General features: G+C 63.5%; 23 protein-coding genes. 11 read left to right on the top strand and 12 right to left on the bottom strand.

The window, feature by feature from the left end; genetic code table 11:
- Positions 1-12: 12 nt before the first annotated feature.
- Positions 13-684 (bottom strand): MBL fold metallo-hydrolase, encoded by a 672-nt coding sequence (locus tag ACVWZ4_RS10600; RefSeq protein WP_456740254.1) that lies wholly within the window; start codon positions 682-684, stop codon positions 13-15.
- Between the two features lie 172 nt (positions 685-856).
- On the opposite strand from ACVWZ4_RS10600, the gene ACVWZ4_RS10595 reads away from it, so the two are divergent.
- Positions 857-2,458, top strand: coding sequence for an alpha-amylase family glycosyl hydrolase (locus ACVWZ4_RS10595; protein ID WP_456700687.1), 1,602 nt, complete (start codon positions 857-859; stop codon positions 2,456-2,458).
- 169 nt (positions 2,459-2,627) lie between these two features.
- Here the strand turns inward: ACVWZ4_RS10595 and ACVWZ4_RS10590 are convergent, their stop codons facing one another.
- On the bottom strand, positions 2,628-4,322 hold the full coding sequence (locus ACVWZ4_RS10590; protein WP_456700688.1) for an alpha-amylase family protein: 1,695 nt from the start codon (positions 4,320-4,322) through the stop codon (positions 2,628-2,630).
- Between the two features lie 134 nt (positions 4,323-4,456).
- Here ACVWZ4_RS10590 and ACVWZ4_RS10585 point away from each other — a divergent pair, with 134 nt between their 5' ends.
- A complete protein-coding gene (locus tag ACVWZ4_RS10585) occupies positions 4,457-4,948 on the top strand; it encodes an MmcB family DNA repair protein (RefSeq protein WP_456740253.1) in 492 nt (163 codons plus the stop codon).
- 118 nt (positions 4,949-5,066) lie between these two features.
- On the opposite strand, the gene ACVWZ4_RS10580 is transcribed toward ACVWZ4_RS10585, so the two are convergent.
- Positions 5,067-5,621: an ActR/PrrA/RegA family redox response regulator transcription factor gene (locus ACVWZ4_RS10580; protein WP_456700690.1), complete on the bottom strand. Its 555-nt coding sequence runs from the start codon at positions 5,619-5,621 to the stop codon at positions 5,067-5,069.
- A 103-nt stretch (positions 5,622-5,724) separates the two neighbouring features.
- The gene (locus tag ACVWZ4_RS10575) at positions 5,725-7,035 is read right to left on the bottom strand and encodes an ActS/PrrB/RegB family redox-sensitive histidine kinase (protein WP_456740252.1); all 1,311 of its coding nucleotides are present in this window, start codon (positions 7,033-7,035) and stop codon (positions 5,725-5,727) included.
- Positions 7,036-7,385: 350 nt separating this feature from the next.
- Between ACVWZ4_RS10575 and ACVWZ4_RS10570 the strand changes: the two genes are divergently transcribed.
- From ACVWZ4_RS10570 to ACVWZ4_RS10555, 4 genes are all read left to right on the top strand, one after another.
- Complete coding sequence (locus ACVWZ4_RS10570; protein ID WP_456736650.1) at positions 7,386-8,189, top strand: ABC transporter ATP-binding protein; 804 nt, start codon at positions 7,386-7,388, stop codon at positions 8,187-8,189.
- Positions 8,186-9,004 (top strand): ABC transporter permease, encoded by an 819-nt coding sequence (locus tag ACVWZ4_RS10565; RefSeq protein ID WP_456700692.1) that lies wholly within the window; start codon positions 8,186-8,188, stop codon positions 9,002-9,004. The genes ACVWZ4_RS10570 and ACVWZ4_RS10565 overlap by 4 nt, the downstream gene beginning before the upstream one ends.
- 120 nt (positions 9,005-9,124) lie before the next feature.
- Positions 9,125-10,453 (top strand): polyhydroxyalkanoate depolymerase, encoded by a 1,329-nt coding sequence (locus tag ACVWZ4_RS10560; protein WP_456700693.1) that lies wholly within the window; start codon positions 9,125-9,127, stop codon positions 10,451-10,453.
- Positions 10,454-10,670: 217 nt separating this feature from the next.
- Positions 10,671-11,510, top strand: coding sequence for a M48 family metallopeptidase (locus ACVWZ4_RS10555; RefSeq protein ID WP_456700694.1), 840 nt, complete (start codon positions 10,671-10,673; stop codon positions 11,508-11,510).
- Between the two features lie 151 nt (positions 11,511-11,661).
- Here ACVWZ4_RS10555 and copD read toward each other — a convergent pair whose 3' ends face one another.
- The 5 genes from copD to ACVWZ4_RS10530 all read right to left on the bottom strand — a co-directional run bounded on the left by copD (position 11,662) and on the right by ACVWZ4_RS10530 (position 16,784).
- Positions 11,662-12,534 (bottom strand): copper homeostasis membrane protein CopD, encoded by an 873-nt coding sequence (gene copD / locus ACVWZ4_RS10550; RefSeq protein WP_456742203.1) that lies wholly within the window; start codon positions 12,532-12,534, stop codon positions 11,662-11,664.
- A gap of 107 nt (positions 12,535-12,641) precedes the next feature.
- A complete protein-coding gene (locus tag ACVWZ4_RS10545; RefSeq protein ID WP_456700696.1) occupies positions 12,642-12,998 on the bottom strand; it encodes a copper resistance CopC family protein in 357 nt (118 codons plus the stop codon).
- 6 nt (positions 12,999-13,004) lie between these two features.
- Positions 13,005-14,003 (bottom strand): hypothetical protein, encoded by a 999-nt coding sequence (locus tag ACVWZ4_RS10540; protein ID WP_456740250.1) that lies wholly within the window; start codon positions 14,001-14,003, stop codon positions 13,005-13,007.
- A 57-nt stretch (positions 14,004-14,060) separates the two neighbouring features.
- Positions 14,061-14,435, bottom strand: a complete 375-nt coding sequence (locus ACVWZ4_RS10535; RefSeq protein ID WP_456740249.1) for a DUF2946 domain-containing protein — start codon at positions 14,433-14,435, stop codon at positions 14,061-14,063.
- A gap of 108 nt (positions 14,436-14,543) precedes the next feature.
- Positions 14,544-16,784, bottom strand: a complete 2,241-nt coding sequence (locus ACVWZ4_RS10530; RefSeq protein ID WP_456763454.1) for a transglycosylase domain-containing protein — start codon at positions 16,782-16,784, stop codon at positions 14,544-14,546.
- A gap of 168 nt (positions 16,785-16,952) precedes the next feature.
- On the opposite strand from ACVWZ4_RS10530, the gene ACVWZ4_RS10525 reads away from it, so the two are divergent.
- A complete protein-coding gene (locus ACVWZ4_RS10525; protein WP_456700700.1) occupies positions 16,953-17,378 on the top strand; it encodes a DUF1330 domain-containing protein in 426 nt (141 codons plus the stop codon).
- 111 nt (positions 17,379-17,489) lie between these two features.
- Here ACVWZ4_RS10525 and ACVWZ4_RS10520 read toward each other — a convergent pair whose 3' ends face one another.
- Together ACVWZ4_RS10520 and ACVWZ4_RS10515 are read right to left on the bottom strand one after the other, a co-directional pair.
- The gene (locus tag ACVWZ4_RS10520; protein ID WP_456700701.1) at positions 17,490-18,716 is read right to left on the bottom strand and encodes an ABC transporter substrate-binding protein; all 1,227 of its coding nucleotides are present in this window, start codon (positions 18,714-18,716) and stop codon (positions 17,490-17,492) included.
- 322 nt (positions 18,717-19,038) lie between these two features.
- Positions 19,039-19,446: a DUF1304 domain-containing protein gene (locus ACVWZ4_RS10515; protein ID WP_456700702.1), complete on the bottom strand. Its 408-nt coding sequence runs from the start codon at positions 19,444-19,446 to the stop codon at positions 19,039-19,041.
- 47 nt (positions 19,447-19,493) lie between these two features.
- On the opposite strand from ACVWZ4_RS10515, the gene ACVWZ4_RS10510 reads away from it, so the two are divergent.
- Positions 19,494-20,024: a methylated-DNA--[protein]-cysteine S-methyltransferase gene (locus tag ACVWZ4_RS10510; RefSeq protein WP_456738258.1), complete on the top strand. Its 531-nt coding sequence runs from the start codon at positions 19,494-19,496 to the stop codon at positions 20,022-20,024.
- A gap of 114 nt (positions 20,025-20,138) precedes the next feature.
- Here ACVWZ4_RS10510 and ACVWZ4_RS10505 read toward each other — a convergent pair whose 3' ends face one another.
- On the bottom strand, positions 20,139-22,928 hold the full coding sequence (locus ACVWZ4_RS10505; RefSeq protein WP_456740247.1) for a [protein-PII] uridylyltransferase: 2,790 nt from the start codon (positions 22,926-22,928) through the stop codon (positions 20,139-20,141).
- A 188-nt stretch (positions 22,929-23,116) separates the two neighbouring features.
- On the opposite strand from ACVWZ4_RS10505, the gene ACVWZ4_RS10500 reads away from it, so the two are divergent.
- The 3 genes from ACVWZ4_RS10500 (at position 23,117) to ACVWZ4_RS10490 (ending at position 25,793) form a co-directional block, all read left to right on the top strand.
- Positions 23,117-24,088, top strand: coding sequence for an aliphatic sulfonate ABC transporter substrate-binding protein (locus ACVWZ4_RS10500; protein WP_456740246.1), 972 nt, complete (start codon positions 23,117-23,119; stop codon positions 24,086-24,088).
- A gap of 69 nt (positions 24,089-24,157) precedes the next feature.
- Entirely contained in the window at positions 24,158-25,003 is an 846-nt protein-coding gene (locus ACVWZ4_RS10495) for an ABC transporter permease (RefSeq protein ID WP_456736644.1), read from the top strand.
- A gap of 4 nt (positions 25,004-25,007) precedes the next feature.
- Positions 25,008-25,793, top strand: a complete 786-nt coding sequence (locus ACVWZ4_RS10490; RefSeq protein WP_456700707.1) for an ABC transporter ATP-binding protein — start codon at positions 25,008-25,010, stop codon at positions 25,791-25,793.
- Positions 25,794-25,800: the final 7 nt, after the last annotated feature.

Below are 25,800 nucleotides of genomic sequence, written 5' to 3'. Positions count from 1 at the left end.
CGCGCCGGTTGCTCACATCTCGCCGGTGATGAACGGATTGGTCATCCGCTCCTGGCCGATGTTCGAGCCGGCGCCGTGGCCGCAGATGAAGCCGACATCGTCGCCGAGCGGCAGCAGCTTGGTCTTGATCGAGTTGATCAACGTGGCGTGATTGCCGCCGGGCAGATCGGTACGTCCGACCGAGCCGGCGAACAGCACGTCGCCGACATGGGCAAAGCGCAAAGCCTTGTTGAAGAACACCACGCTGCCCGGCGAATGGCCCGGGCAATGCAAAACATCGAATGTCAGGCCGCCGATCGACACGCTGTCGCCTTCGCTGAGCCAGCGGTCCGGCGCGAAATTGCGCACGCCGGTCATGCCGAAGCGCGCGCCGCTCTCGACCACGTTATCCAGCAGAAACTTGTCCGCGGCATGCGGGCCTTCGATCGGCACCTTCAGCGCATCGCGCAATTCCGCCGCGCCGCCGACATGGTCGATATGGCCGTGGGTCAGCCAGATCTTCTCCACTCTGACGCCGGTCTGCTTGATCGCCTCGAGGATCTTCGGCACGTCGCCGCCGGGATCGATGACCACGGCCTTCTTGCCGGGTTCGTCCCAGATGATGGTGCAGTTCTGCTCGAACAGCGTCACGGGGACGATGATCGCGCCGGCCTTGGCCTGTCGGGTGTCATTTTGCTCGGTCATGGCCGCACAATGCCGATTTTTGCTGCGCCGCCAAGCAAAATAGTGGTGGGGGACCATACGGAACAGAAGCCGGGAAGGTCACACGGCCGTCCCAATTCGCTTGCCAGTTTGAACCGGGGCGTTGCTGCCGCGTTCTCCCGCGCGAGACGCAGATTTGGATGGTCTTTCCGGCATGGCACAGGGCAGCGATATCTGGTGGCGCGATGGCATCTTTTATCAGATCTATCCGCGCTCGTTTCAGGACAGTGATGGCGACGGCGTCGGCGATCTCGCCGGCATCTTGCGTCGATTGCCTTACGTGAAATCGCTCGGCGTCGACGCGATCTGGCTGTCGCCGATCTTTCCGTCGCCGATGGCCGATTTCGGCTACGACATTTCCGACTATACCGGCATCGAGCCGCTGTTCGGCACCATGGCGGATTTCGATGCGCTGCTCGCAGCCGCGCATGACAATGGTCTGAAGCTGATCCTCGACCTCGTGCCGAACCACACCTCCGACCGGCACCCCTGGTTCGTCGAGAGCCGCGGCTCGCGCGATAATCCCAAACGCGACTGGTACATCTGGCGCGATCCGGCGCCCGGTGGCGGCGTGCCGAACAACTGGCTGTCCGAGTTCGGCGGCAGCGCGTGGCAGTTCGATGAGGCGACGGGCCAATATTATTACCACGCCTTCCTCGCCCAGCAGCCCGACCTGAACTGGCGCAACCCGCAAGTTCGCGCCGCGATTTACGACGTGATGCGGTTCTGGCTGGAGAAGGGCGTCGACGGCTTTCGCGTCGATGTGATCTGGCATCTGATCAAGGACGCGGAATTCCGCGATAATCCGCCGAACCCGCGATATGTCGAGGGCCGGCCGCCGAACGAAAAGATTCTCACGCAATATTCCACCGACCAGCCGGAGGTGCACGATGTCATCGCCGAGATGCGGCGCGTCACGGATGCCTATGCCGCGCGCGTGCTGATCGGCGAGATCTATCTGCCGCTGCACCGCCTGATGGCCTATTACGGCAATGATCTCACCGGCGCGCAGATGCCGTTCAATTTCGCACTGCTCTCGACCTTCTGGAGCGCGCGTTCGATCGAGAAGATCATCGAGGAGTATGAGAAGGCGCTGCCCAAAGGCGCCTGGCCGAACTGGGTACTCGGCAACCACGATCGCCCGCGCGTCGCCAGCCGTGTCGGGCCCGAGCAGGCCCGCATCGCCGCCATGCTGCTGCTGACCCTGCGCGGCACGCCGACGCTTTATTACGGCGACGAGATCGGCATGCATCAGCTCGCGATCGCTCCGGAGGATGTTCGCGACCCCTTCGAGAAGAACGTGCCCGGCATCGGCGTCGGCCGCGATGGCTGCCGCACGCCGATGCAGTGGGATGCGTCGCAGTTCGCCGGCTTCTCGGACGTGAAGCCGTGGCTACCGCTGCCGGAGGATCATGTTCACGAGAACGTCGTCAATCTCGAGGCCGATACGCGCTCGATCCTCAGTCTCTACAAGCGGCTGATCGCGCTGCGCAAGAGCTCGGCGCCGCTGGTCGCCGGCAGCTATTATCCGATCGCCGCGCAAGGCGATCTGTTGATCTATCGCCGCGAGGCCGAGGGCAGGGCGCTCATTGTCGTGCTCAATCTCGGCCCCGAGCCGATCGCAGTCACTACCAGCGCCATCAGCCTCGGCAGCGAGATTTTGCTCTCGACGTTCCTCGATCGTGAGGGCGAGCGGCTGGAAGGCGTGCTGGATTTGCGGGGCAATGAGGGCGTGGTGGTGGTGCCGCCAAGCTGAACGAGGGAGTACGGCGCCAGCGTCATTCGCCACTGTCGTCCCCGACGAGCGAAGCGCAGATCGGGGATCCATACCCACAGGGAGAAGCCTGGCGAGGAGTCGGAGTTGCCGGCCGCCCCAAATTCCTCCCTATCCCCGCGTTTCGCGGGGATGACAGCGGCTTGTAGTGCTACCTCCCGCGCCCGTTCACTCTCTTTCCGTCCACATCGCTCCGCTTCAGCAGATAATCCAGCCCGCCGACGCGGTACCAGCGATAGCCATAGGGCTCCAGCACGACGCGGTGCCGGCCGCGTTTGTCGGCATGGCTGTGGTCTTCGGCGAGCAAATTGATCAGGTCCTTGCCGGCGCCGCCGGGCAGACCCACCGAGAACGCGATCTCGCGCGGCTTCTCGTCGAGATTGTGCACGAACAGCACGGAATTGTTGCGCCAGTCATAGCGGATGATGAACACGGCGGGGTCGCGTGCCGGGATCACCGTGAAATCGCCCCAACCGATTTCCGGCACCTCCTTGCGCATGCGGATGATGCGCTCGGTCCAGTTCAGCATGGAGTTGGGATCGCGCCGCTGCTTGGCGACATTGACGTGCGGGTAGCCGTACGGCCCCTTGTCGATGACGTGGGTCGCCGGCTTGTCGCTCTTGGTGAAGCCGCCATGCGGCTCGGTCGACCATTGCATCGGCGTGCGCGCGCAATTGCGCTCCGGCAGCGAGAGATCGTCGCCCATCGCGATCTCGTCGCCATAGCGGATCACGGGTGTTCCCGGCAGCGTGCACATCAGGCTGTAGGCAAGCTCGAGCCGCCGGCGATCGCCGCCGAGCATCGGCGCGAGCCGGCGGCGGATGCCGCGATCGTAAAGCTGCATGTCCTTGTCGGGGCCGAACGCCTTGAACACGCAGTCGCGCTGCGCCCTGGTGAGCCGTCCGAGATCGAGCTCATCGTGATTGCGCAGGAACAGGCCCCATTGCGCGGAGGCGGGCCGCGGCTTGGTCGCTTTCAGCGCCTTCGCCAGCGGCCGCGAATCGGCGGAGGCCAGCGCATAGAACAAGTGCTGGTTGACGTGGAAGTTGAACATCATGTGCATGCGGTCGGCGTCCCTGCCGAAATACTCCATGTCGGTACCGGGCAGCACATTGGCTTCGGCCAGGATGATGGCGTCGCCCTCGCGCCATTGCAGGAATTCGCGGAAGGTGCGCAGCATGTCGTATTGCTCGACCGGCGTCTTCACCTTCGCGCCCTTGGTCGCGATCACGAAGGGCACGGCGTCCATGCGGAAGCCTGAGACGCCGAGCTGGATCCAGAAGCCCATGATCTTCAGAAGCTCCGCCTGCACTTGCGGGTTGGCAGTGTTGAGATCAGGCTGGAAATCGTAGAAGCGATGGAAGTAGTAGGCGCCTGCTTCCTTGTCGCGTGTCCAGGTGGATTTCTGCACGCCGGGAAACACCATGCCCTTGTTGGCGTTCGCAGGCTTCTTGTCCGACCAGACGTACCAGTCGCGGTAGGGCGAATTCCGGTCGCGCCGCGCTTCCTTGAACCAGTGATGCTGATCGGAGGTGTGGTTGACGACGAGGTCGATGATGACGCGGATGCCGCGTTGCTTGCAGCCTTGCGCGAACTCGACGAAATCGCCGAGCGTGCCATAGCGGGAATCGACGCTGTAATAATCGGCGATGTCGTAGCCGTCATCACGGCCGGGCGAGGTCTGGAACGGCATCAGCCAGATCGTGGTGATGCCGAGCCCGTGCAGGTAATCGAGCCGGCGCTGCAGGCCCTTGAAGTCACCGATGCCGTCGCCATTGGCATCCATATAGGTGCCGACGGAGAGGCAATAGATGATGGCGTTCTTGTACCAGAGATCGTCGATCATGGGTCGCAGCCTCGGTGGTTCCGCCGAGGTGCGGCGGCTGCGTGATAAGTTTTGGGCACCAACGCGGTTCCGCATTCCCTCGTCCTGGCTTGCGCCGGGACGACATTGAGGGGGGAATCGGCTACTTTCCCCCGATGGACAACCCCGCCCGCAACATCGCCCTCGTGCCGCCGCCGGATCGTCGTCAATCAGAAAAGGCGCTCGCGATCGCGCGCGGCACGGCGCGGCTGTTGCGTTCGCTCGGGTTTTCCTGCATCAGCGAATTGCCGTTGCCGTCTGGCCGGCGCGCCGATCTGGTGGCCTTGAACGAGCGCGGCGAGATCTGGATCGTCGAGATCAAATCATCGGTCGAGGATTTGCGCGCCGACCAGAAATGGCACGCATACCGTGCCCATTGCGACCGCCTGTTCTTCGCCTTCACGCAGGATCTGCCCTGCGAGATTTTTCCTCAGGACACCGGCCTGATCATCGCGGATGCCTATGGCGCGCATCTGCATTGCGAGGCGCCCGAGCACAAGATCGCAGCTGCAACGCGCAAGCAGATGACGGTGCGGTTTGCGATGGCAGCGGCCTTGCGGATCAATCGACTGGTCGATCCGCAGGGCCACGCGGATTTCTGGGAATAGCGGCGCCGCAAACGCAGCTGCCGTAGGGTGGGTTGGCCGAAGGCGTAACCCACCACTTTCGCGACCGAGGATATGAAAGAGGTGGGTTACGCTTCGCTAACCCACCCTCCGAAACCCGTTACCTCGGCGCACGCTTGGCCAGAATTCGCTGCAACGTCCGCCGGTGCATGTTGAGGCGGCGCGCGGTTTCCGAGACGTTGCGGTTGCACATCTCGTAGATGCGCTGGATGTGTTCCCAGCGCACGCGGTCGGCGGACATCGGATTTGCCGGCGGCTCCGATTTTTCATCGCTGGTCGAGAGCAGCGCGGCGACGACGTCGTCGGCATCCGCGGGCTTCGAGAGATAATCGATCGCCCCCATCTTCACCGCAGTGACGGCTGTGGCAATGTTGCCATAACCTGTCAGCACGATGGCGCGGGCCTCGGGGCGCTTCTTCTTCAGCGCGGAGACGACATCGAGGCCGTTGCCGTCGCCGAGCCTGAGATCGACCACGGCGTAGGCGGGTGCGGACTTGCCGATCTGCGCCAGACCATCCGAGACCGTGTCACATGACGTCACCGCAAAGCCGCGTGTCTCCATGGCGCGCGACAGGCGCTCCAGAAACGGCTTGTCGTCTTCCACGATGAGAAGCGAGCGGTCGGTCTGTTCGTTCAGCTCAGTGATGGCGTTCAAGGTTTTGTCCTCTCTCCTGCGCATCTCCATATGGCGTCGCAATCAGGCGGTGCCAAGGCCGCCAATAGTCGACCGGGCCTCGCATGCGACGCAAGGTCGCGGCCTATCCTATTGTTTCCTCGAGGCTCTCGATAGCCTCAAAACGCCGGCGCGGCCACGCGATCTGGACCACTGCACCGTGGTCCGGAAAGGTCCTGTTGGTAAACGAGACCTTGGCGCCGGTGCGTTCGAGCAGTGTGCGGGCAATGAACACGCCGAGCCCGAGGCCGCCGCCGGCATCCTGGGTGCGGCGCCGCGACAGGTAAGGCTCGCCGATGCGGTTCATGAGATCGGGCGGAATGCCCGGGCCGTCATCGGAAATCATGATCTCGATGGTGTCGTTGTTCCACCACGCATTCACTTCGACCGTGGTATGCGCGAAATCGACGGCATTCTCGACGATGTTGCCGACACCGTAGAGCACCGCGGGATTGCGCGATCCGACCGGCTCGGTCGCGGCGGCCACCGCGATCCGGACCTTGATGTCGACGCCGAAATCGCGGTGCGGCGCCACCACCTCCTCGATCAGCTCGGACAATTTCATGCGGTCGAACGGCGCGCCGGCCGAGGAGAGCTGCGTGATCTTGCTCAATATGTCGCGGCAACGTTGCGTCTGTTCGCGCAGGGTCTTGAGATCAGCGGCAAAGCTCGGGTCCTTCACCGTCTTCTCGAGCTCGCGCGAGATCAGGAAGATGGTGGCGAGCGGCGTGCCGAGCTCATGCGCGGCGGCGGCGGCGAGACCGTCGAGCTGGGTCAGATGCTGCTCGCGCGTCAGCACCAGCTCGGTCGCGGCGAGCGCGTCGGCGAGCTTGCGCGCCTCCTCGGTCACCTGGAACGAGTAGAGGCTGGTGACGCCGATCGCGAGCACGATCGAAAGCCAGACGCCAAGGAGATAGATCGGCGGCAGCACCACGGGATCTTCGGAGTCCCAGGGCAGCGGGAAATGAACGAAGAACAGGATCGAGGCGCAGGCCACGGCCAAAAGGCCGAGGGCGAAAGTGAGCCGGGCCGGCAGCGCGGTAGCCGAGATCAAGACCGGCGCAAGGAACAGGAACGAGAACGGGTTCTGCAATCCGCCGGTGAAGAACAGCAGGCCCGCCAGTTCCAGGATGTTCAGCGCCAGCAGCGCGGCCGCATGGATCGGCTCCAGCCGCCGCATCGGATTGATCGCGGTCTGGAGCACCAAATTGAGCATGGCCGACAGGCCGATGATGCTGACACAGGGGACGATCTCGACCTCGAACTCCAGCCCCTGCGCCACGATGAAGATTGCGGCGAGCTGGCCCAGCACCGCGAGCCAGCGCAGTCGCAGGATGGTGTCCAGGCGGATGTGACGTTGCGAAGGACGGAAGTCGGAAGCAGCGGTCTCGGTCATCACGGTCAATCTAGCGATGTACGTGTCCGATCACAAACACGCTTGTCCCATGTCCATGCCAGTGCGATCGCATATGGTGTGCATCATATGGCGGCATCGGCGGCCGGCTCCCTCTCCCGCTTGCGGGGGTTGGAATGGGGGTGTCTCCGCATCGGGATTGCGGAGGATGTCCCCGCGTGGCTCACCCGCCGTGCTCTGCGAGCACGTCGGCCTCTCCCGCAAGCGGGAGAGGCGGAGCAAGCCCGAAGAGTCGTGAAATCCATAGGCGATCACGGTGCAGTCCACGGAACGGAAGTCTCGGACGTCAAGTCTTGCGCTCCACCGCGCAATGGCGGAAGAACGCCTCCAGCATGACCGGGAATGACAACGCTTCAAGCCCGCCGACTGTCGCGGATGACATTTCGTCCGCGGCCATCGCGGTCGATCGCCTCGTCAAGGTCTACAAGCAGACCCGCGCGGTGGACGGTATCTCCTTTTCGCTGCCCCGCGGCAGCATCACCGGGTTGCTCGGCGGCAACGGCGCCGGCAAGACCACCACCATCGCGATGATCATGGGGCTGGTGCTGCCGACCTCCGGCCGCGTCCGCGTGCTCGGGCATCGGATGCCGGAGGACAGCGCGGCCGTGCTGGGGCGGATGAATTTCGAAAGCCCCTATGTCGACATGCCGATGCGGCTGACGGTGCGCCAGAACCTCACGATTTTCGGCAAGCTTTATGCGGTCAGGCACCTCGCCGATCGCATCACGAAGCTGGCCGACGACCTCGATCTCAACGACTTCATCGACCGCGCCAACGGCAAGCTCTCGGCCGGACAGAAGACCCGCGTCGCGCTGGCGAAGGCGCTGATCAACCAGCCCGAACTGTTGCTGCTGGACGAGCCGACCGCCTCGCTCGACCCTGATACGGCCGACTGGGTCCGTGGCCATCTGGAGCGCTACCGCAAGGACAACAACGCCACCATCCTCTTGGCCTCGCACAACATGCTCGAGGTCGAGCGGCTCTGTGACCGCGTCATCATCATGAAGCGCGGTCGCATCGAGGACGATGATACGCCTGATGCCATCATGGCCCGTTACAACCGCACCACGCTGGAAGAGGTGTTCCTGGACGTCGCGCGCGGGCGGGTGAACGGCGCAAAAGAGGGGGCGAGATGAGCGAACTGTCCCTCCACGGCGGTATTTCCGTGCAGCGCATCGGCGCGATGATCCTGCGCTACTGGTATCTGCTGATGTCGTCCTGGCCGCGGCTGCTCGAGCTGCTGTACTGGCCGGCGCTCCAGATCATCACCTGGGGCTTCCTGCAGCTCTACATCGCGCAGAACGCCAATTTCTTCGCGCGCGCCGGTGGCACGCTGATCGGGGCCGTCATTCTCTGGGACATTCTGTTCCGCGGCCAGCTCGGCTTTTCCATCTCGTTCCTGGAGGAGATGTGGGCGCGCAACCTCGGCAACCTCATGATGAGCCCGCTGAAGCCGATCGAGTTTCTGCTCTCGCTGATGGCGATGAGCCTGATCCGGCTCGCGATCGGCGTCATCCCGATGACGCTGCTCGCGCTGATCTTCTTTCACTTCAATGTCTACAGCCTCGGCCTGCCGCTGATCGCCTTCTTCTGCAATCTGATCTTCACCAGCTGGTCGGTCGGCATCTTCGTCTCGGGGCTGGTGCTGCGGAATGGCCTGGGCGCCGAAAGCATCGTCTGGACATTGATGTTCGGAATCATGCCGCTCGCCTGCATCTATTATCCGGTCAGCGTGCTGCCCGGCTGGTTGCAATACGTCGCCTGGTCGCTGCCGCCGACTTACGTGTTCGAGGGGATGCGCGCGCTCCTGATCGAGAACACTTTTCGGACCGATTTGATGCTTGAAGCGTTGGCCATCAACGCAGGTCTTCTGGTGGCTTCTTTCGGGGCATTCCTTGCCCTGTTGCGCAGCGCCAGGAAACACGGCTCGCTGTTGTCGGGTGGCGAATAACCTCACTTTCCCGTGGATTTAGTTCGATTTGGTCGCTTCGCCCCCGTAGATGTACGGAACCATGCATTGACGCAATATTGCGCATTCGGCAGTATGCTGCGATGCGAAGAGGATTTTATCATGCCGATTGGTGAGTTTGGCGGCGCGCCGCCCCTGGCAGCAGAAGGCAGCCCGGTCCTGACCACGCCGATGTACTGGATGTACGAGATGGCGCAGGCCTCTCTCAATCCGGCACGTGCGGTAACCGATGCGACCAAGCTTCTGTTTCAGAATCCGCTGAATCCCTGGGCGCGCACCGAGGTTGGCAAGTCGGTGGCCGCGGCCTGCGAATTGTTCGAGCGCACCACGCGCCGCTACGGCAAGCCGGAATGGGGCCTCGACGACACCGACGTCAACGGCACCCGCGTCCCCGTCGAGGTTCGCTCGGTCTGGGAAAAGCCGTTCTGCCGATTGCTCTACTTCGATCGCAAATTCGCCCGCCCCTTGCGCAGTCCGCAGCCGCGGGTGCTGATCGTGGCGCCGATGTCCGGTCACTACGCGACGCTGCTGCGTGGCACGGTCGAGGCCTTCCTGCCGGCGCATGAGGTCTACATCACCGACTGGGCCGATGCCCGCATGGTGCCCTTGAGCGAAGGCCGCTTCGATCTCGACGACTACATCGACTACGTGATCGAGATGCTGCATGTGCTGGGCGGCAACACCCATGTCATGGCGGTGTGCCAGCCCTCCGTCCCCGTCGTCGCCGCCGTCTCGATCATGGAAGCGCGGCGCGATCCCTTCGTGCCGACCTCGATGACGCTGATGGGTGGTCCGATCGACACCCGACGCAATCCGACCGCAGTGAACAATCTTGCCCAGCAGCGCGGCATCGATTGGTTCCGCAATCACGTCATCACCAAGGTGCCGTTTCCGCACCCGGGCATGATGCGCGACGTCTATCCGGGTTTCCTGCAGCTGAACGGGTTCATCAGCATGAATCTCGACCGGCACATGGACGCCCACAAGCAGCTCTTTGCCAATCTGGTGAAGGGCGACGGCGACCTCGTCGACAAGCATCGCGAGTTCTATGACGAATACCTCGCGGTCATGGATCTCTCGGCCGAATATTATCTGCAGACGGTCGACACCGTTTTCGTGAAGCACTCGTTGCCGAAGGGCGAGATGATGCATCGTGGAACTCGCGTCGATCCTTCCAAGATCACGCGCGTCGCGTTGATGACGGTGGAGGGCGAGAACGACGACATCTCCGGCCTCGGTCAGACTGAAGCAACGCACGGATTGTGCAGCTCCATACCCGATCATCGCCGCGTTCATTACGTCCAGAAGGGTGTTGGACATTATGGCGTGTTCAACGGCTCGCGCTTCAAGTCGGAGATCGTGCCGCGGATTCACGACTTCATGGTCTCGGCTGCGAATCCGACTTCATTGCAGGCGCTTGCGGCGGAATAAGCTCTGATTTCGGCTTTCCCGTCGAAATCAGGGGTCCTCTCGGCGGCTCCGGGAGGGTCAGGCTTCCGCCAGATTCGCGGTATTTAGGTAGCGATGTAGGAGTGAGTCAATCCTCACCCCTTGGGGGCGCCGCATGCATCCGGCGGGGGAGAAAAAAGCCGGTTCCAACCCCAGTCTGTAGGGTCTCCGGACTGTAGAACCCCTGTATATTGGGCAAATGATTTGTTTTTGCGCCGAGCGCTTTCCCTGGCGGCGGTTATGGCAGAATCCGGGCGATCTCCTGCTCCCTGGACTGACAGACATGGCAACTCGCGCGCTCCTCTACCGTCGGCCTCACGAACCGAAGACCCTCGTCATCACCCATGGATCGCAATTCTTTGCGATAAGGCTGCGCAGGCATCGCCGTGCGCGGCGTTACACGCTCAGAATTCATCCGAGTGATCGCGAAGCCATCCTCACCATCCCACCCCGAGGCACGCTCGCTGAAGCCAAGGACTTCGCGCAGCGTCACGGTGCGTGGATCGCGGCACGTCTCGGTCGTTTGCCGAAGGCGGCGCCGTTCCAGCCTGGCACAGTGATACCGCTCCGCGGCGTTTCCCATCGCATCGTGCATCGCGCAGGCAGCCGCGGCACCGTGTGGACCGAAATTCGCGACAGCGGCGAACGCATTGTCTGCGTCGCCGGCGGTCTCGAGCATGTCGATCGCCGCATCAGCGACTTCCTCAAGCGCGAGGCGCGCAAGGATCTGCAGCGTTCGGCGGAGACCCATGCCGCCGAGCTCGGCGTCAAGGTGAAACGGCTCTCGATCCGCGATCAGTCGAGCCGCTGGGGCTCCTGCACCTCGGCCGGCTCACTGTCGTTCTCCTGGCGCCTGATCCTCGCGCCACCCTACGTGCTCGACTATCTCGCCGCGCATGAGGTCGCCCATCTCGTCGAGATGAACCACTCCGCCCGCTTCTGGCGTGTCTGCGGCAAGATCTGTCCGTCGATGGAGCGCGCCAAGAAGTGGCTCGACACGTACGGCAATGACCTGCACCGGTACGGGGTCGAGGATTAGGCCCTCTACCCATAAACCCAGCGGCCTGATGCGACGAAGGCTACGTCCGCTTTGCCCGTCACGACGAAGCTCGTGCGGCATCGCAATATCCAGCGATGGGCCAATACAGGACCTTCGCGGAGAACCGACTATTTGGCGCAGCCGGCGATGATCACTTCACCAAGTGGATGGCCGGATGCAGCGTGCCCAGCACTCCGATCACGGCAAAGATCGCAAATCCTAACGCGCTCTCGATGAGCGTGTTGCGTGTGAGCGCCGCAAGCGCGTTGGTATGCGCCTCGGTCTTCGTGACCGATGCGAGCTGAGGCATCAGCCAGAACCGGTTGACTACGGCCAGGCCGACCATGAGCACGAAGACCGCGATCTTGAGGAGCAGCAATTGTCCATAGTCGGTCACGAGCAAAGCGTGGAACGATCCGACGAGAATCCACGCATTCACGATTCCCGATGAGATCAAGGCAGCGACGCTGATCATGCCGAGGATTGAAAACCTGCCAACGGCGTCAAGTTGCACGGGTCCCCACTCGGAAGCCGAACGGCGCCGCCCGACTGCGAACAGAATTGAAAGGCCAGACAGGCCTCCGATCCAGGCCGAGGCGGCGACCAGATGCAGCACGTCGGCGGTGAGGTGCAGACTCCCTAATTCTCCCGGCGTCGAGCCGGCGTGCCCGGTCCAGGCGATGGCCCCGACCAGCCCCAACGCAGCCAGGATCGCAAGCAAACGCGACAGGACAAACTGGTTGACCACCAGCGAGGCCGCCAGCAGGAGCGCCAGCATGGCACGGACTTCCGAGACCAATCCGAATTGGGTCTCCGTGGCGACGGTGAGCATCGCGCCCGATCTCAACGCGTCTGCGCCGGCAAGGCCCGTCATCGACATGGCCTGAAGGACAAACCAAACGAGACCGGTCACGACTGTGACAGCGAGCCCTGTCCAAGTGAGCGCCGCGATGCGGGCTCGGACCATGGTATGGCCAGCCGGTGACGACCGTAGTGCAGGTTCGACGACGAAGGCACGAAACATCACCACGCCGGCCGTTATCGCCGACGCGGCGAAATGGATTGCACGGGTGACCACCATCGGACCGTCAATCCCCGCCTCGAACCAGCTCATCGAATTTCCCGCTGGCGTTACTGGCCGACCTGGAAGGTGAAGTTGCCCTCTGTGGTGTGCGTATCCACGGAAAGCACATGCCAGTTCACACGATAGGTTCCTGCACCCCCGGCACGCAGCGAGATTGACATCTGCTCGCCGCTAACGCGGGGTTTCCCGCTGTCGACGCGCTCACCGGCCGCATTCGTTACAGTGACGCTCGAGAAGGCGGGCTCCAGCTTCTGGGTGAACCAGAGGGTCACCTCTCGCGGGGGGCTTGCGACCTTGTTTCCGACGCGCGGTTCGGCGTGGTCCAGAAAGGCATGCGCCTGCGCGGCGCTGGTTGCCAGCACAAGCAAGAGCGGAGTGATTCCAATCAAAGATGAGCGTTGCATGGTCAATTACCTCGGAAACGGGCTGGCGGGCTGGACCGCGCTGCCGAACAGCGGCTTACCGATCCCATGCGGGTCGATGTCGTCGAGGTAGTAGTGCAGTTGCGCGATGACGCCGACATTGCTGCCGCTCTGCCGGTTGATCGGGATCAGCGCCTCGATGCCGAACTGGAAATAGGTGCCGGCCCAGATCACCCCGGGATTGATGGTGCCCGTCGTCAACCTTCCCGAAGTCAAGGTGTTCGCGACCGGCGTCTGCAAGTTGGCCTCGACCAGCGGGATCAGGTGATTAAGGAAATCCGGCAGGCCGAGATCAACCACGGCGGATTTCAGATAGGGCATGCTGTATTGAATGCTCCCGCCCCAGTTCAGCACTCGCGGGTGGAACTCGGTATCCACGGTCTGAAAACCGGTGTCGGGATCGATGCCAAAGGTCGTCGTGAAGTTTCTGGCCGGAATCGAATAGCCCACCTGACCGGTGATCGCGACCGGTCTGATCCAGGACAGCGTGTCCGGCAGATCGCCGAGCCCTTTGCCGAAATAGATGTTCGGTACGTAGTGATTGAACGGCTCCGCGCCGACGGTCGAAGACCCGGTCCCGCCCCATTCCACGCTGAGCCCAGCCGACAGCACGAACTCATGCTCGGCGTTCTTGAACACCCGATACTTGAACGTGGTGTCGAGATTCTGGAAGCCGTTGGCTCCGGGCACCGTCGGATCGATCGGACCAAGGAAGGTGTAGGTCGTACCAAACGATATCGCGAAATCCTCGGTGATCCGTTTGGCGAACTCGCTGGACACGTCGCGCTGCCTGACCGGCGGAACGTCGCCGGTGTGGAAGCTGTCGACGGTGGGTAGCGCCAGCTCGTCATTGACGCCGGGATCGTCGATGGTCAGCGTGGCCGGAAAGAAGCGATTGCCGACGATCTCGTGGGCGGTGCTTCCAGAAAGGGGAACGAGCGCGATGGCGAGCCCTGGCAAGGCTGCACGCGCATGACGGATAAGCATGGGAATCTCCGCAAGCGTTGATGCGTAAAGGTCTCAGCGGCCAGTGGCCGCGCGGCTTTACGACAGAAACGGCGGTGCACGCGCCTGGGCCTCGGAAGCTGTTCTCGAACCGGAAGCGCCCAGCGCGAAATCCTGCCAGGCGACCTGGCTCGTCGGGCGATCGATCACGATCGCGCTTGATATCTGTGGGGTGTCGATCGGCGCGCCGGTCTGGAGCACGCTGCAAGCAGCGCAGCAGCCATCGTGCGCGCGGTGGCCAGTCTGATCGTCCTGCCCGGCCCCGTCTGTCGGACCACCGTGGCAGATGATCGCGTCTGCAACTGGATCGGAGGCCGTAAAGCTCGCCGCCCAGCACGCGCCGATCGGCGCAAAGATCTGCACCAACAGGGCAATCAGGACTATAGGTAGAAAGTTCTTCAGCCGTCGGCGCATCGGTTCACCCTGCGGCAATCTATCGCAACGGAGAGCTGCCGTCGAGGTGAGCGATTCGATAACCCCGCCTACTGTGCATGGGGTTGTTTTCGCGTTTTGTTTTAGGGCCTATCGATTTCCACCAAACAGCCGGTCCATCAGCCAGCCATCAAGCCCGGCAGCCGCTTCCGGCCGTGCATTGACATTGGTGCGCGTCGGCAGCGGCGGCGCGCGATAGCCGCTCGTGCCGACCGGCGCCGGTGCAGGTCCAGGTGAATATCCGGGCGCGGCCGCTGCCTGTATCGGCGGCGAGACCTGCGAGGAGACCTGCACGAGGTTCGACGGCCCCCAATTGCTTTGCGGGTTCGGCAGGGCCACCGCCTGCACGCCCTCGTGCGCGGCGCGCATGAAGCGGGTCCAGACTTCGACCGGAAGGCCGCCGCCGGTGGTCTTCTTGGTCGGCGAGTTGTCGTCGTTGCCGAGCCAGACGCCGGTGACGAGGTTCGCGGTGTAGCCGATGAACCAGGCGTCGCGGTAATCCTGGCTGGTGCCGGTCTTGCCCGCCGCCTGCCAGCCCGGGATCTCGGCCTTCTTCGCCGTGCCCGAGATCAGCGTCTCCCGCATCATCGTGTTCATCATGCCGACGTAACGAGGCTCGATCACCTGGCTATGCTCGTCGGCAGGCCGCATGTAGAGCAGCTTGCCGTCGAGCGTCTTGATCCGCGTCACGACATGCGGCACCGCCGCAAAGCCGCCATTGGCGAACGGCGCATAGGCGCCGACCAGCTCGAGCACGGAGACTTCGGAGGTGCCGAGCGCGATCGAGGCGTTGGGCTCGAGCTTCGAGGATATGCCGAGCCGGTGCGCGGTGCGCACCACGTTCTTCGGCCCGACCTCGAGGCCGAGGCGGATGGCGACGGTGTTGAGCGACATCGCCAGAGCCTGCGTCAGCGTCACCGGGCCGAAATATTCATGCGTGTAGTTCTCGGGCTTCCAGCCCTTGACCTCGATCGGCGCGTCCTGGCGGATGGTGTCGGGCGTCAGGCCCTGCTCCATCGCCGTCAGATAGACGAACGGCTTGAACGAGGAGCCCGGCTGGCGCTTGGCGTTGACCGCGCGATTGTACTGGCTCTCGGAATAGTTCCGCCCGCCGACCATTGCGCGCACCGCCCCGTCGGGCGTCATGGCCACCAGCGCGCCCTGGCTGACATTGAACTTCACGCTCTTGGCCGCAAGCTCGTCGATGATGGCGCTCTCCGCCACGGCCTGGAGCTTCGGATCGATCGTGGTCTCGACCTTGATGCTGTCGTCGATCTGGCCGACCAGATCGTCCAGCACCTCGCCGATCCAGTCGGCGATGTAATTGACGGTGCCGGCGCCGACAGGTTTCACATTGTAGGAGGGATGGCCGATCGAGGCCTGGGCCTGCGCTTCGGTGATGAAGTTGGCGTCCGCCATCGCCGCGAGCACGACTTTTGCGCGCGCTTCCGCGCCTTCCGGATTGCGGTTCGGCGCCAGGCGGGACGGCGATTTGACCAGGCCCGCCAGCATCGCGGCTTCCGCGATCGTGACGTTCTTCGCCGGCTTGCCGAAATATTTCTGCGCGGCGGCCTCGACGCCGTAGGCGCCGGAGCCGAAATAGACGCGATTGAGATAGAGCTCCAGGATCTCGTTCTTGGAGTGCTTGCGCTCGAGCCAGATCGCGAGCTCCGCCTCCTGCAGCTTGCGCTGCACGGTGCGCTCCTGGGTCAGGAACAGGTTCTTGGCGAGCTGCTGCGTCAGCGTCGAGCCGCCCTGCGAGACGCCGCGATGGAGCACGTTGGTGACGAGCGCGCGCAGGATGCCGACGGGGTCGACGCCGAAATGCGAGTAGAAGCGGCGGTCCTCGATCGCGATGAACGCCTTCGGCAGATAGGGCGGCAGGTCCTTCAGCGACACGTTGGCGCCGGCCATCTCGCCGCGCTGCGCGAGCAGGCTGCCGTCCATGCCAACGATCTGGATGGTCGGCGGGCGTTTGGGAATTTCAAGCGACTGGATCGGCGGCAGGTGCGCGCCGACCCAGATCACGACGCCGATCACGGCGATCACGCCCCACAGGCTCAGCACGACGCCCCAATAAACCAGGCGCCCGAGGCCCGCGCTGATGGATGATTTCGACCGGCGCTTCCCGCCGCTGTTTTTGGCCGGTGCCTTGCGCTCGCGCGGCGGCTCGTCGTCGGCAGGTTCGCTTTTGCGCTTGTTGGGCTTTTTCGGCTTGTCGTCGCCGGCGTCGGGAATGCGGTCGGCCGCCGTGAGGCGCAGATCGGCGAGCGCCGCGGGCAGGCCGAACAACGGCTCCTTCCGCCCCCCCTTTTTCTTTGCCGACCCCATACGCAAAACGCCCGGTCACCCCGCCCCGCTCCCACGCTAGCGACCGCTGTTTAAGGCCCGGTTACCCCGTACTTAATGTCTGGTTAGGAGATGAGGCATTCCCCGGCCGCAGTTCCGCTGGTTCAGCCGCGCAGCTAGGATCGCAGCCACAAAGAAGAGGGAACACGCATGGGCCACGTCGATCCGACCAAGGAAATCTTTGCGCAATTTCGGGACAACGACCGCCCCGGCCCCATCCACATGCTGAACCTGGTGCGGCTGCGCAAGGAGGCGGCCTATCCCGATGGCAGAAAGGCGAGCGGCGCCGAAGCCTATGCGGCCTATGGCCGCGAAAGCGGCCCGGTGTTCACGCGCCTCGGCGGCCGCATCGTCTGGCAAGGCCGGTTCGAGCTGATGCTGATCGGACCGCAAGACGAGCGCTGGGACCACTGCTTCATCGCCGAATATCCCGGCGTCGCCGCCTTCGTCGAGATGATCCGCGACCCTGTCTACCGCGAGGCAGTAAAGCACCGCCAGGCTGCGGTGGAAGACTCCCGGCTGATCCGCCACTCCGTGCTGCCGGTTGGAAAGAATTTTGGAGAGATACCGACCTGAGTCTCGTCATGGCCGGGCTTGACCCGGGGCATGCAGCCTTCTCCCGCCTCCAAAACGTGGATGCCCGGGGCAAGCCCGGGCATGACGTCGTTGTGGCAATGTTTTCGAGAACTAACCCGCCGGACTCGAATCCTCCAGAATCGGGCCGAACAGCTCCCACCGCTCGCCATTGAACTTCATCATCTGAAGCTGCTTGTTGACGCGATAGTCGGTCGGCGAGGTGTTGGCCTTGATGCCGGGCAACGCGGTGTCGGTCGCAAAGTCCTTCAGTGAAGTGGCCTGCTTCATCACGTTCTCGCGGGTCAGGTCGTCGCCGCACTGCTGCAGCACATGCACCAGCAACTGCGCGGTGCTGTAGCCGTAGGTGTTGAAGTTCGAGTCCTTGTCGCCATCGGGATAGTACTTCGCCATGAAGTCGAAATACTTCTTCAGGCCCGGATCGTCCTTCCAGGTCGGATCGAGTGGTTCCTTGCCGTAGTTGACGCTGATCAGGCCCTTGGCGGCATCAAGGCCCGCCGGCTTCAGCACGGCGCCGACCGAGGTGGCGTTAATGTCGACGATCTGGGTCGGATGCCAGCCCATTTCAGCGATCTTCTTGATCGCCTGCGCAGCCTGCTTCGGCGTTGTCGCGCTGAAGAACAGATCGGCGCCGGCATCCTTGATCTTGAGGATCTGCGAATCGACCGTGGGGTCAGAGACCTCGTAGGACGCCTCGGTCACGATCATCTTGGCGGCCTTGTCGCCGAGGCCGGCCTTGAGGCCATTCAGATAGTCCTTGCCGAGGTCGTCGTTCTGATAGAGCACGCCGATCTTGGCGTCCGGATGCTCCTTCAGAATGTACTGACCGTAGATACGGCCTTCGACGAAGTAGTTCGGGTTGAATCCCATGGTCCAGGGGAAGTTCTTCGGATCGGTGAACCTGGAGGCACCGGTCGCCGCAAACAGCTGGGGCACCTTCTTGGAATTGAGATATTTCTGCACGGCCGCGTTCACGGGCGTGCCGATGATCTGGAAGGTCAGGAGCACCTCGTCGCTCTCGACCAGCTTGCGGATCTGCTCCACCGCCTTCGGCGGCGAATAGGCATCGTCATACTGGATCAGATTGATCTTTCGGCCGTTGATGCCGCCCTGGTCGTTGATCATCTTGAAATAGGCGGCCTGGGTCTTGCCGATCGACGAATAGGCCGACGCCGGTCCCGAGAACGGCATGGTCTGTCCGATCTTGATCTCGGTGTCGCTGGCGCCAGGATCGTATTTCTTCTGGGCATTGGCAGCGGAGACCGATAGCGCCAAGGTCAGCGACGCTGCCGTGGCCAGATGCAGGATTCCGTTCCTCATTCGCGATTCCCTCAGCTTGTTATTGCAGACGGTCTGCCGGGCGCACTGTGCCTCCGACGCCATCGCTGGGGGAGAGTGTGGAAGAGTGCCTGCTGCAAGGCAAGGTGGGGAAGCGCTGACCGTTCGTAGGGTGGGACACATCAATCGGACGGTCATTCGATGGCTCAATTAACTTGTTCCTCCTGGCGGAATTTCCGGCCGACGGTCTTTTCCCGCTGGATACAACGGTCGCCATCGCTGCCGAAGCGTGTGGAGGACGGGCAGGCCGCGCCCGGGGATCGCGGCGTTGCGCCGTCTCAGGGCTTGGGCCGAGAGTTCAGGTTCAGGCCAAGAACAAGGCGGCCAGTGCGATCGCCGCCGGCAGCGCCTGCACGATCAAGATGCGCGGACTGACGGTCGCCGCACCATAAGCGCCGGCCACGATCACACAGGCGAGGAAGAACAGCTTGATCTGGAATGCGAAGGCCGGGTTGCCGTGGACAACGCCCCAGATCAGGCCGGCGGCGAGGAAGCCGTTATAGAGCCCCTGATTGGCGGCCAGCACTTTGGTGATCGCGGCCTTGTCGGGCGTATTGCGGAATGTCTTCAGGCCAAGCGGCTTGTCCCAAAGGAACATCTCCAGGAGCAAGAAATAGGCGTGCAGCGCGGCGACAAGCGCCACCAGACAATTCGCGACCAGAACCAAGTTGAGCTCCCCCAAAAGCGTCAGCTTTCGGGTGGACCTTAGCATATCAGGCGTGGCAAGTGCGAAACGTGTTTCGCTGCAATGGTGTCGCGATGGCCGCTCGGTCGACCAAAACCCCTGAAAGCTTCGGCCTCGACCGGCTGGTGACGCCGATCGGGATCGCGCTGCTCGTCACCGATAGCGCAGGCGCGTTGCGTGCGCTCGACTGGGATGACCACGAGCACCGCATGCGCGAGCTGTTGCGCCTGCATCATGGCGCCGTGAACCTGCTTGATCGACCTGCGCCGACCGACATGAAGACCGCGCTGTCAGCTTACTTCGAGGGTGATCTCGGTCAGCTCCTGCGCGTCGAATGGCGCATCTCCGGCACGCCATTCCAGCAAAAGGTCTGGACCGCACTCGCGAAGATCCCTGTAGGCACGACGATGAGCTACGGGGCGCTTGCGGCGAAGATCGAAATGCCCAAGGCTATCAGGGCGGTCGGCCACGCCAACGGCTCCAATCCGATCAGCGTGGTGCTGCCCTGCCATCGGCTGATCGGCGCTGATGGCTCGTTGGTGAAATATGGCGGCGGTCTCGAGCGCAAACGCTGGCTGTTGCGGCATGAAGGGGTGGAAGTCTGAGCCGATAGCGCACCAACATCTCTTGGTCGTTCCGGGGTGCGCGAAGCGCGAGCCCGGAATCCATATCCACCGGCCGGGGCGCCATCCGGCGACGAGTGGAGAAAGATACGCAGCCTACGCCGCCGGCTGAACCGCCTTGTCACCCGCCATCACGCGGGTCAGCGCGCTCTTGATCGCGGCCTGGCGGGTCGGCGCGTTGATCTGCGCGCCCAAGAGGTCCGTGACGTAGAACACGTCGCGGGCACGCTCGCCGAAGGTCGCGACATGGGCTGAGGCGATGTTGAGGTTCAGCTTGGAGATCGCCGTGGTCAGCTCGTAGAGCAGGCCGGGTCGATCGAGGCCGGAGACTTCGATCACGGTGTAGCGATCGGACCATTGGTTGTTGATGGTCACCTCAGGCTCGATCACGAAGGGCTTTGCCTTGCTGCGCACGGTACGCCGCGCCACCACTTCCGGCAGGCGCAGCTTGCCTTCGAGCACATCCTCGATCATCTCGCCGATGCGCGTGGCGCGCCTTCCCTCGTCCTCGTCCCGGTCGTATTCCCTGGAGATCGAGATCGTGTCCAGCGCGCGGCCGTCGGTCGTGGTGTAGATCTGGGCGTCGACGATGTTGGCGCCGGCCGAGGCGCAGGCGCCCGCAATGATCGACAGCAGCCAGGGATGGTCGGCGGCGAAGATCGTGAGCTCGGTGACGCCACGCACTTCGTCGAAGCCGACATTGATCGCGAGCTTGTGGCCGGCCTGTTCGCTCGAACGTACGAAGCGCGCGTGGCGGATCTTGCGCGGCAGCTCGACCTTGAGCCAATAGGCCGGATAGTGCCGGCCGATATAGGCGTCGAGCTCGTCCGCCGGCCATTCGGCGAAGGCGTTCCGGAATTCGGCGTAGGCAGCCGTGAGGCGCTTGCCGCGGTCGACCTCCGAGAAGCCGCCGGTCAGCACCGGTTCCGTCTCGTAATACAGCGAACGCAGCAGCTGCGCCTTCCAGCCGTTCCAGACGCCCGGACCGACGCCGCGGATATCTGCGGTGGTCAGGATGGTGAGCAGCTTCATCTGCTCGACCGACTGCACCACGGCAGCAAAGTTCTCGATGGTCTTGCGGTCGGAGAGGTCGCGCGATTGCGCGACCGTCGACATCGTCAGGTGCTCCTCGATCAGCCAGGCCACGAGCTCCGTGTCCGCCGCGCTGAAGCCGAGCCGCGGGCACAGCCGGCGCGCGACCTTGGCGCCCGCGATCGAGTGATCTTCGGGCCGGCCCTTGGCGATGTCGTGCAGCAGCGTCGTGATGTAGATCACCGCGCGATGCTCGGGGCGAATTTTGCGCATCAGATCGCTGGCGAGCGTGAACTCCTCGAAGCCGCCGCGCTCGATGTCCTGGAGGAAGCCGACGCAGCGGATCAGATGCTCGTCGACGGTGTAGTGATGATACATGTTGAATTGCATCATCGAGACGATCTTGCCGAAGGCGCGGATGAAATGACCGAGCACGCCGGTCTCGTTCATCCGGCGCAGCACGATCTCGGCGTTGTCGGAGGTCAGGATCTCCATGAACAGCCGGTTGGCCTCGGGATTCTCGCGCATCTGCGCGTTGATCAGCCCGAGCGAGCGCGTCACGTCGCGCATTGCATCGGGATGGAAGGCGAGGTTGTTCTTCTGCGCGAGACGGAAGATGCGGATCAGGTTGACGGGATCGTGCTTGAAGACGTCGGGCGCGGCGACGTTGATGCGGTTGTTGTCGACGATGAAGTCGTCGCTGTCGGGGACGCGCCGCTTTGCCGGCGTCGGGCGCAGGCGCGCCATCATCCGGCTCAGCACCGGTGCGGGCTTGGCCTGCTGGTCCTCGAGCTTGGCGCAGAGGATGGCGGTGAGGTTGCCGACTTCCTTGGCGACGAGGAAGTAGTGCTTCATGAAGCGCTCGACGTCCTGCATGCCGGGATGCGAGGTGTAGCCGAGCCTGACGGCGATCTCGCGCTGGAGGTCGAAGGAAAGGCGCTCTTCGGCCCGGCCGGAGTAGAAATGCAGATTGCAGCGCACCGACCAGAGGAAATCGGCGCAGCGGCGGAAGCTGCGATACTCCTGCGCGTCGAATACGCCGCGCTCGACCAGCTCGTCGGTATCGTGGACGCGATAGACGTATTTCGCGATCCAGAACAAGGTGTGCAGGTCGCGAAGCGCGCCCTTGCCGTCCTTGACGTTGGGCTCGACCAGATAGCGCGACTGGCCGCCGCGGCGGTGACGTTCTTCGCGCTCGGCAAGCTTTGCGGTGACGAATTCGGACGCGGTACCTTGCACCACCTCCTTGTCGAAGCGCGCGACCAGCTCGTCATAAAGCGGCTGGTCGCCGGTGAGAAAGCGCGTCTCCAGGATGGCGGTGCGGATGGTCATGTCGCCGCGCGCCTGCCGGATCGATTCATCGACCGAGCGCGTGGCGTGGCCGACCTTCAATCCCATGTCCCAGAGGCAATAGAGAATGGCTTCGGCGACCTGCTCGCCCCAGGCGGTCTGCTTGTAGGGCAGGATGAACAACAGATCGATATCGGACTCGGGAGCCATCAGGCCGCGGCCATAGCCGCCGGTCGCGACCACCGCCATGCGCTCCGCCCCGGTCGGGATCGGCGACAGATAGAGATGTCGGGTCGCGGCCGAATAGAGGATGCGGATGATCTCGTCCTGCACGTGGCAGAGTCGCTCGGCGCAGCGGCGGCCGTGGCGGTCCTTCAGGAGGATCGCCTGCGCTGCGGCGCGTGCCGCGAGCAGCTCGCTCTTGAGCAGTTGCGCGGTGGCGGTGCGGAACGCGTCCTCGCGCCCCTGGTACCTTTCGGCAAGCGCATCGATCGCGGCGGTGATCCGCGCGGTATCGAAACGATCATCCACCTGTGGCTTGGGCTCGGTCGCAACGCTATCCATGTCTCACCCGATATAAGAGGTGACAGGCGCTGTCATCAGCCATTCTCAGGCAATAGTCGTTCCATGCTGGAAAGGTCGGTCCTCGGGCAAAATTGTTCTCGGGTCGCGCGCTTTCAAGGGGCTGATTTTCCCGTTGACCTCCAGATATAACTCATTGAAAAGCAAAGAAATTCTGAAGGAGTTTGGGCATGAGCAACGTGACACGACGCATTCTTCTGGCGGGAGCCGCGGCCCTCGCCATGACCGCCGCGGCTCGGGCTGCTGATCCGCTCAAGGAGATCCGCATCGATTGGGCGACTTACAATCCAGTGTCGATGGTCCTGAAGCAGAAGGGGCTGCTGGAGAAGGAGTTCGCCAAAGACGGCATCGCCATCACCTGGGTGCAGTCCGCGGGCTCCAACAAGGCGCTCGAATTCCTCAATGCCGGCTCCATCGATTTCGGCTCGACCGCCGGTTCAGCCGCGCTGGTCGCGCGCATCAACGGCAACCCGATCAGGTCGATCTATGTCTATTCGCGTCCGGAATGGACGGCGCTGGTCACGGGCAAGGACTCCAAGATTGCCAGCGTCGCTGACCTGAAGGGCAAGCGGGTCGCAGTGACGCGCGGCACCGATCCGCACATCTTCCTGGTGCGCGCCCTGCTCAGTGCCGGTCTCACTGAAAAGGACATCACGCCGGTGCTGTTGCAGCACGCCGACGGCAAGACCGCGCTCATCCGCGGCGACGTCGATGCGTGGGCCGGTCTTGATCCGATGATGGCGCAGGCCGAGGTCGAGGAGGGCGCGAAGCTGTTCTATCGCAAGGCCGATGCCAACACCTGGGGCATCCTCAATGTGCGCGAGCAGTTCCTGAAGGACTATCCCGACGCCGCCCGCCGCGTGCTCGCGGCGTATGAGGACGCGCGAAAGTATTCGCTGGCGAATTACGACGAGCTGAAGAAGACCTTCATCGCGGTGACCAAGCTGCCCGATGCGGTCGTTGACAAGCAGCTCAAGGAACGCACCGAGCTCACCCACAGCCGCATCGGCGCGTCCCAGCGCGAGTCGATTCTCGCGGCCGGCCTCGCGCTCCAGCAGGCCGGCGTCGTCGATGCCAAGGTCGACGTGAAGGCGACGCTGGATGCCCTGATCGACGACCAGGTTCCGCTGCCGGCGAATTGATCTCTCTTCTTTTCCAGGGGAGGGAAGAGGCTCCTTGCATTCCCGCCCCGGACGCGCTTCCTACCTGCCATGATCTCCGACGCGCCCGTCCTGCAACAGTCTTCGGAACCAGCCGAAAACGTCGCCGCGTCCTCGCGGCTGTCGCGATATGCGCGGCCGATGCTGGGGCTGTTGCTGCCATTTCTGCTGGCAGTTGGCTGGGAGCTCGTGGTCTGGTTCGGTTGGTCCAACGGCCGCCTGGTGCCGCCGCCCTCGCGCGTCCTTGCCACCATCGCCGATCTCGCTCGTTCCGGCGAGTTGATCCACCACATCGCCGCGACGCTGTGGCGCGTCGGCCTCGGCTTCGCCTTCGGCGTGGTCGCGGGTACGCTGCTTGGTGCCATCTCCGGCTATTGGTCGCTGGCGCGGCGGCTGCTCGACCCCACCGTGCAGGCGCTGCGCGCGATTCCTTCGCTCGCCTGGGTGCCGCTGTTCATCCTCTGGCTCGGCATTTTCGAGACGTCCAAGATCGCGCTGATCGCGGTCGGCGTGTTCTTCCCTGTCTATCTCGGTGTGATGGGCGCGATCCTCTCGGTCGATCGCAAGATATTCGAGGTCGGACGCGTGTTCCGGCTCTCCGGCCCGGCCATGATCCGCCGCATCCTGCTACCCGCCGTGCTACCGGCCTATGTCGTGTCCTTGCGCGTCGGTCTCGGTCTGGGCTGGATGTTCGTCGTCGCGGCCGAACTGATCGGCGCTTCCGAAGGCCTCGGCTATCTGCTGCTCGACGGCCAGCAGCTCGGCAAGCCCGCGCAGATCATGGCCGCGATCGTGATCTTCGCCATCCTCGGCAAGCTCACTGACTGGCTGATCGAGGTCGCGGCCGCGCCGTTCCTGCGCTGGCAGGACGCGTTCGGCCGCACGAAGGGAGCTTGAGGCAATGCTGGCGCTCGATCGGGTCAGCAAGACTTATCCCAATGGCGTGCAGGCGCTGGCGCGCTTCTCCGCCGACGTCAAGCAGGGCGAGATCCTCGCCATCATCGGCGGGTCCGGCTGCGGCAAGTCGACATTGCTCCGCGCCATCGCCGGCCTCGATCGCGCGAGTTCGGGCACGGTGACGCTCGACGACGAGGCGATCAGTTCGCCACATGCCAAGATCGGCATCATCTTTCAGGAGCCACGGCTCCTCCCCTGGCTCAGCGTCGCCGACAATATCGCTTTTGGACTCGCCGATGTCCCGGCGGCCGAGCGGCGCGAGAAGGTGGCGCGCGCTCTCGAACGCGTTGGCCTTGCTGACAAGGCGCAGGCCTGGCCGCGTGAGCTCTCCGGCGGACAGGCGCAGCGCGTCGCAATCGCCCGCGCGCTGGTGCCGCAGCCGGAGGTGCTCCTGCTCGACGAGCCGTTCTCGGCGCTCGATGCCTTCACGCGGCGCGACCTTCAGGATCATCTGCTCGACCTCTGGGCCGACACGCGCCCGACCTTGATCCTCGTCACACACGACGTCGACGAGGCCGTGGTGCTGGCCGACCGCGTGCTGGTGATGCGGCCCAGGCCGGGGCGCCTGTTCGACCAGATCGAGATCAATCTGGGCCGGCCGCGCGACCGCAATTCGCCGCTGTTCGAGAATTTCAAGCGCAGTGTGCTGACGTCACTCGACCGTTCGCTCGACCGCAACGTGCCCGACCGTGACGCAACCCAGGGTCCCGGTCAGGCCATGTGGTGGTGACATTTTC

Source organism: Bradyrhizobium sp. USDA 4472 (assembly GCF_054058595.1).
This window is presented reverse-complemented; position numbering and strand designations above follow the sequence as displayed.

What these genes read in the sequence shown, in the direction of transcription:
- ACVWZ4_RS10500 (WP_456740246.1), top strand. Translation starts at nt 23,117, where the DNA reads ATGAGCAACGTGACACGACGCATTCTTCTGGCGGGAGCCGCGGCCCTC.
- ACVWZ4_RS10545 (WP_456700696.1), bottom strand. Translation starts at nt 12,998, where the DNA reads ATGCAACGCTCATCTTTGATTGGAATCACTCCGCTCTTGCTTGTGCTG.
- ACVWZ4_RS10595 (WP_456700687.1), top strand. Translation starts at nt 857, where the DNA reads ATGGCACAGGGCAGCGATATCTGGTGGCGCGATGGCATCTTTTATCAG.
- ACVWZ4_RS10525 (WP_456700700.1), top strand. Translation starts at nt 16,953, where the DNA reads ATGGGCCACGTCGATCCGACCAAGGAAATCTTTGCGCAATTTCGGGAC.
- ACVWZ4_RS10565 (WP_456700692.1), top strand. Translation starts at nt 8,186, where the DNA reads ATGAGCGAACTGTCCCTCCACGGCGGTATTTCCGTGCAGCGCATCGGC.
- ACVWZ4_RS10570 (WP_456736650.1), top strand. Translation starts at nt 7,386, where the DNA reads ATGACCGGGAATGACAACGCTTCAAGCCCGCCGACTGTCGCGGATGAC.
- ACVWZ4_RS10585 (WP_456740253.1), top strand. Translation starts at nt 4,457, where the DNA reads ATGGACAACCCCGCCCGCAACATCGCCCTCGTGCCGCCGCCGGATCGT.
- ACVWZ4_RS10490 (WP_456700707.1), top strand. Translation starts at nt 25,008, where the DNA reads ATGCTGGCGCTCGATCGGGTCAGCAAGACTTATCCCAATGGCGTGCAG.
- ACVWZ4_RS10590 (WP_456700688.1), bottom strand. Translation starts at nt 4,322, where the DNA reads ATGATCGACGATCTCTGGTACAAGAACGCCATCATCTATTGCCTCTCC.
- ACVWZ4_RS10535 (WP_456740249.1), bottom strand. Translation starts at nt 14,435, where the DNA reads ATGCGCCGACGGCTGAAGAACTTTCTACCTATAGTCCTGATTGCCCTG.
- ACVWZ4_RS10530 (WP_456763454.1), bottom strand. Translation starts at nt 16,784, where the DNA reads ATGGGGTCGGCAAAGAAAAAGGGGGGGCGGAAGGAGCCGTTGTTCGGC.
- ACVWZ4_RS10495 (WP_456736644.1), top strand. Translation starts at nt 24,158, where the DNA reads ATGATCTCCGACGCGCCCGTCCTGCAACAGTCTTCGGAACCAGCCGAA.
- copD (WP_456742203.1), bottom strand. Translation starts at nt 12,534, where the DNA reads ATGTTTCGTGCCTTCGTCGTCGAACCTGCACTACGGTCGTCACCGGCT.
- ACVWZ4_RS10520 (WP_456700701.1), bottom strand. Translation starts at nt 18,716, where the DNA reads ATGAGGAACGGAATCCTGCATCTGGCCACGGCAGCGTCGCTGACCTTG.
- ACVWZ4_RS10540 (WP_456740250.1), bottom strand. Translation starts at nt 14,003, where the DNA reads ATGCTTATCCGTCATGCGCGTGCAGCCTTGCCAGGGCTCGCCATCGCG.
- ACVWZ4_RS10600 (WP_456740254.1), bottom strand. Translation starts at nt 684, where the DNA reads ATGACCGAGCAAAATGACACCCGACAGGCCAAGGCCGGCGCGATCATC.
- ACVWZ4_RS10555 (WP_456700694.1), top strand. Translation starts at nt 10,671, where the DNA reads ATGATTTGTTTTTGCGCCGAGCGCTTTCCCTGGCGGCGGTTATGGCAG.
- ACVWZ4_RS10510 (WP_456738258.1), top strand. Translation starts at nt 19,494, where the DNA reads ATGGCCGCTCGGTCGACCAAAACCCCTGAAAGCTTCGGCCTCGACCGG.
- ACVWZ4_RS10515 (WP_456700702.1), bottom strand. Translation starts at nt 19,446, where the DNA reads ATGCTAAGGTCCACCCGAAAGCTGACGCTTTTGGGGGAGCTCAACTTG.
- ACVWZ4_RS10575 (WP_456740252.1), bottom strand. Translation starts at nt 7,035, where the DNA reads ATGACCGAGACCGCTGCTTCCGACTTCCGTCCTTCGCAACGTCACATC.
- ACVWZ4_RS10505 (WP_456740247.1), bottom strand. Translation starts at nt 22,928, where the DNA reads ATGGATAGCGTTGCGACCGAGCCCAAGCCACAGGTGGATGATCGTTTC.
- ACVWZ4_RS10560 (WP_456700693.1), top strand. Translation starts at nt 9,125, where the DNA reads ATGCCGATTGGTGAGTTTGGCGGCGCGCCGCCCCTGGCAGCAGAAGGC.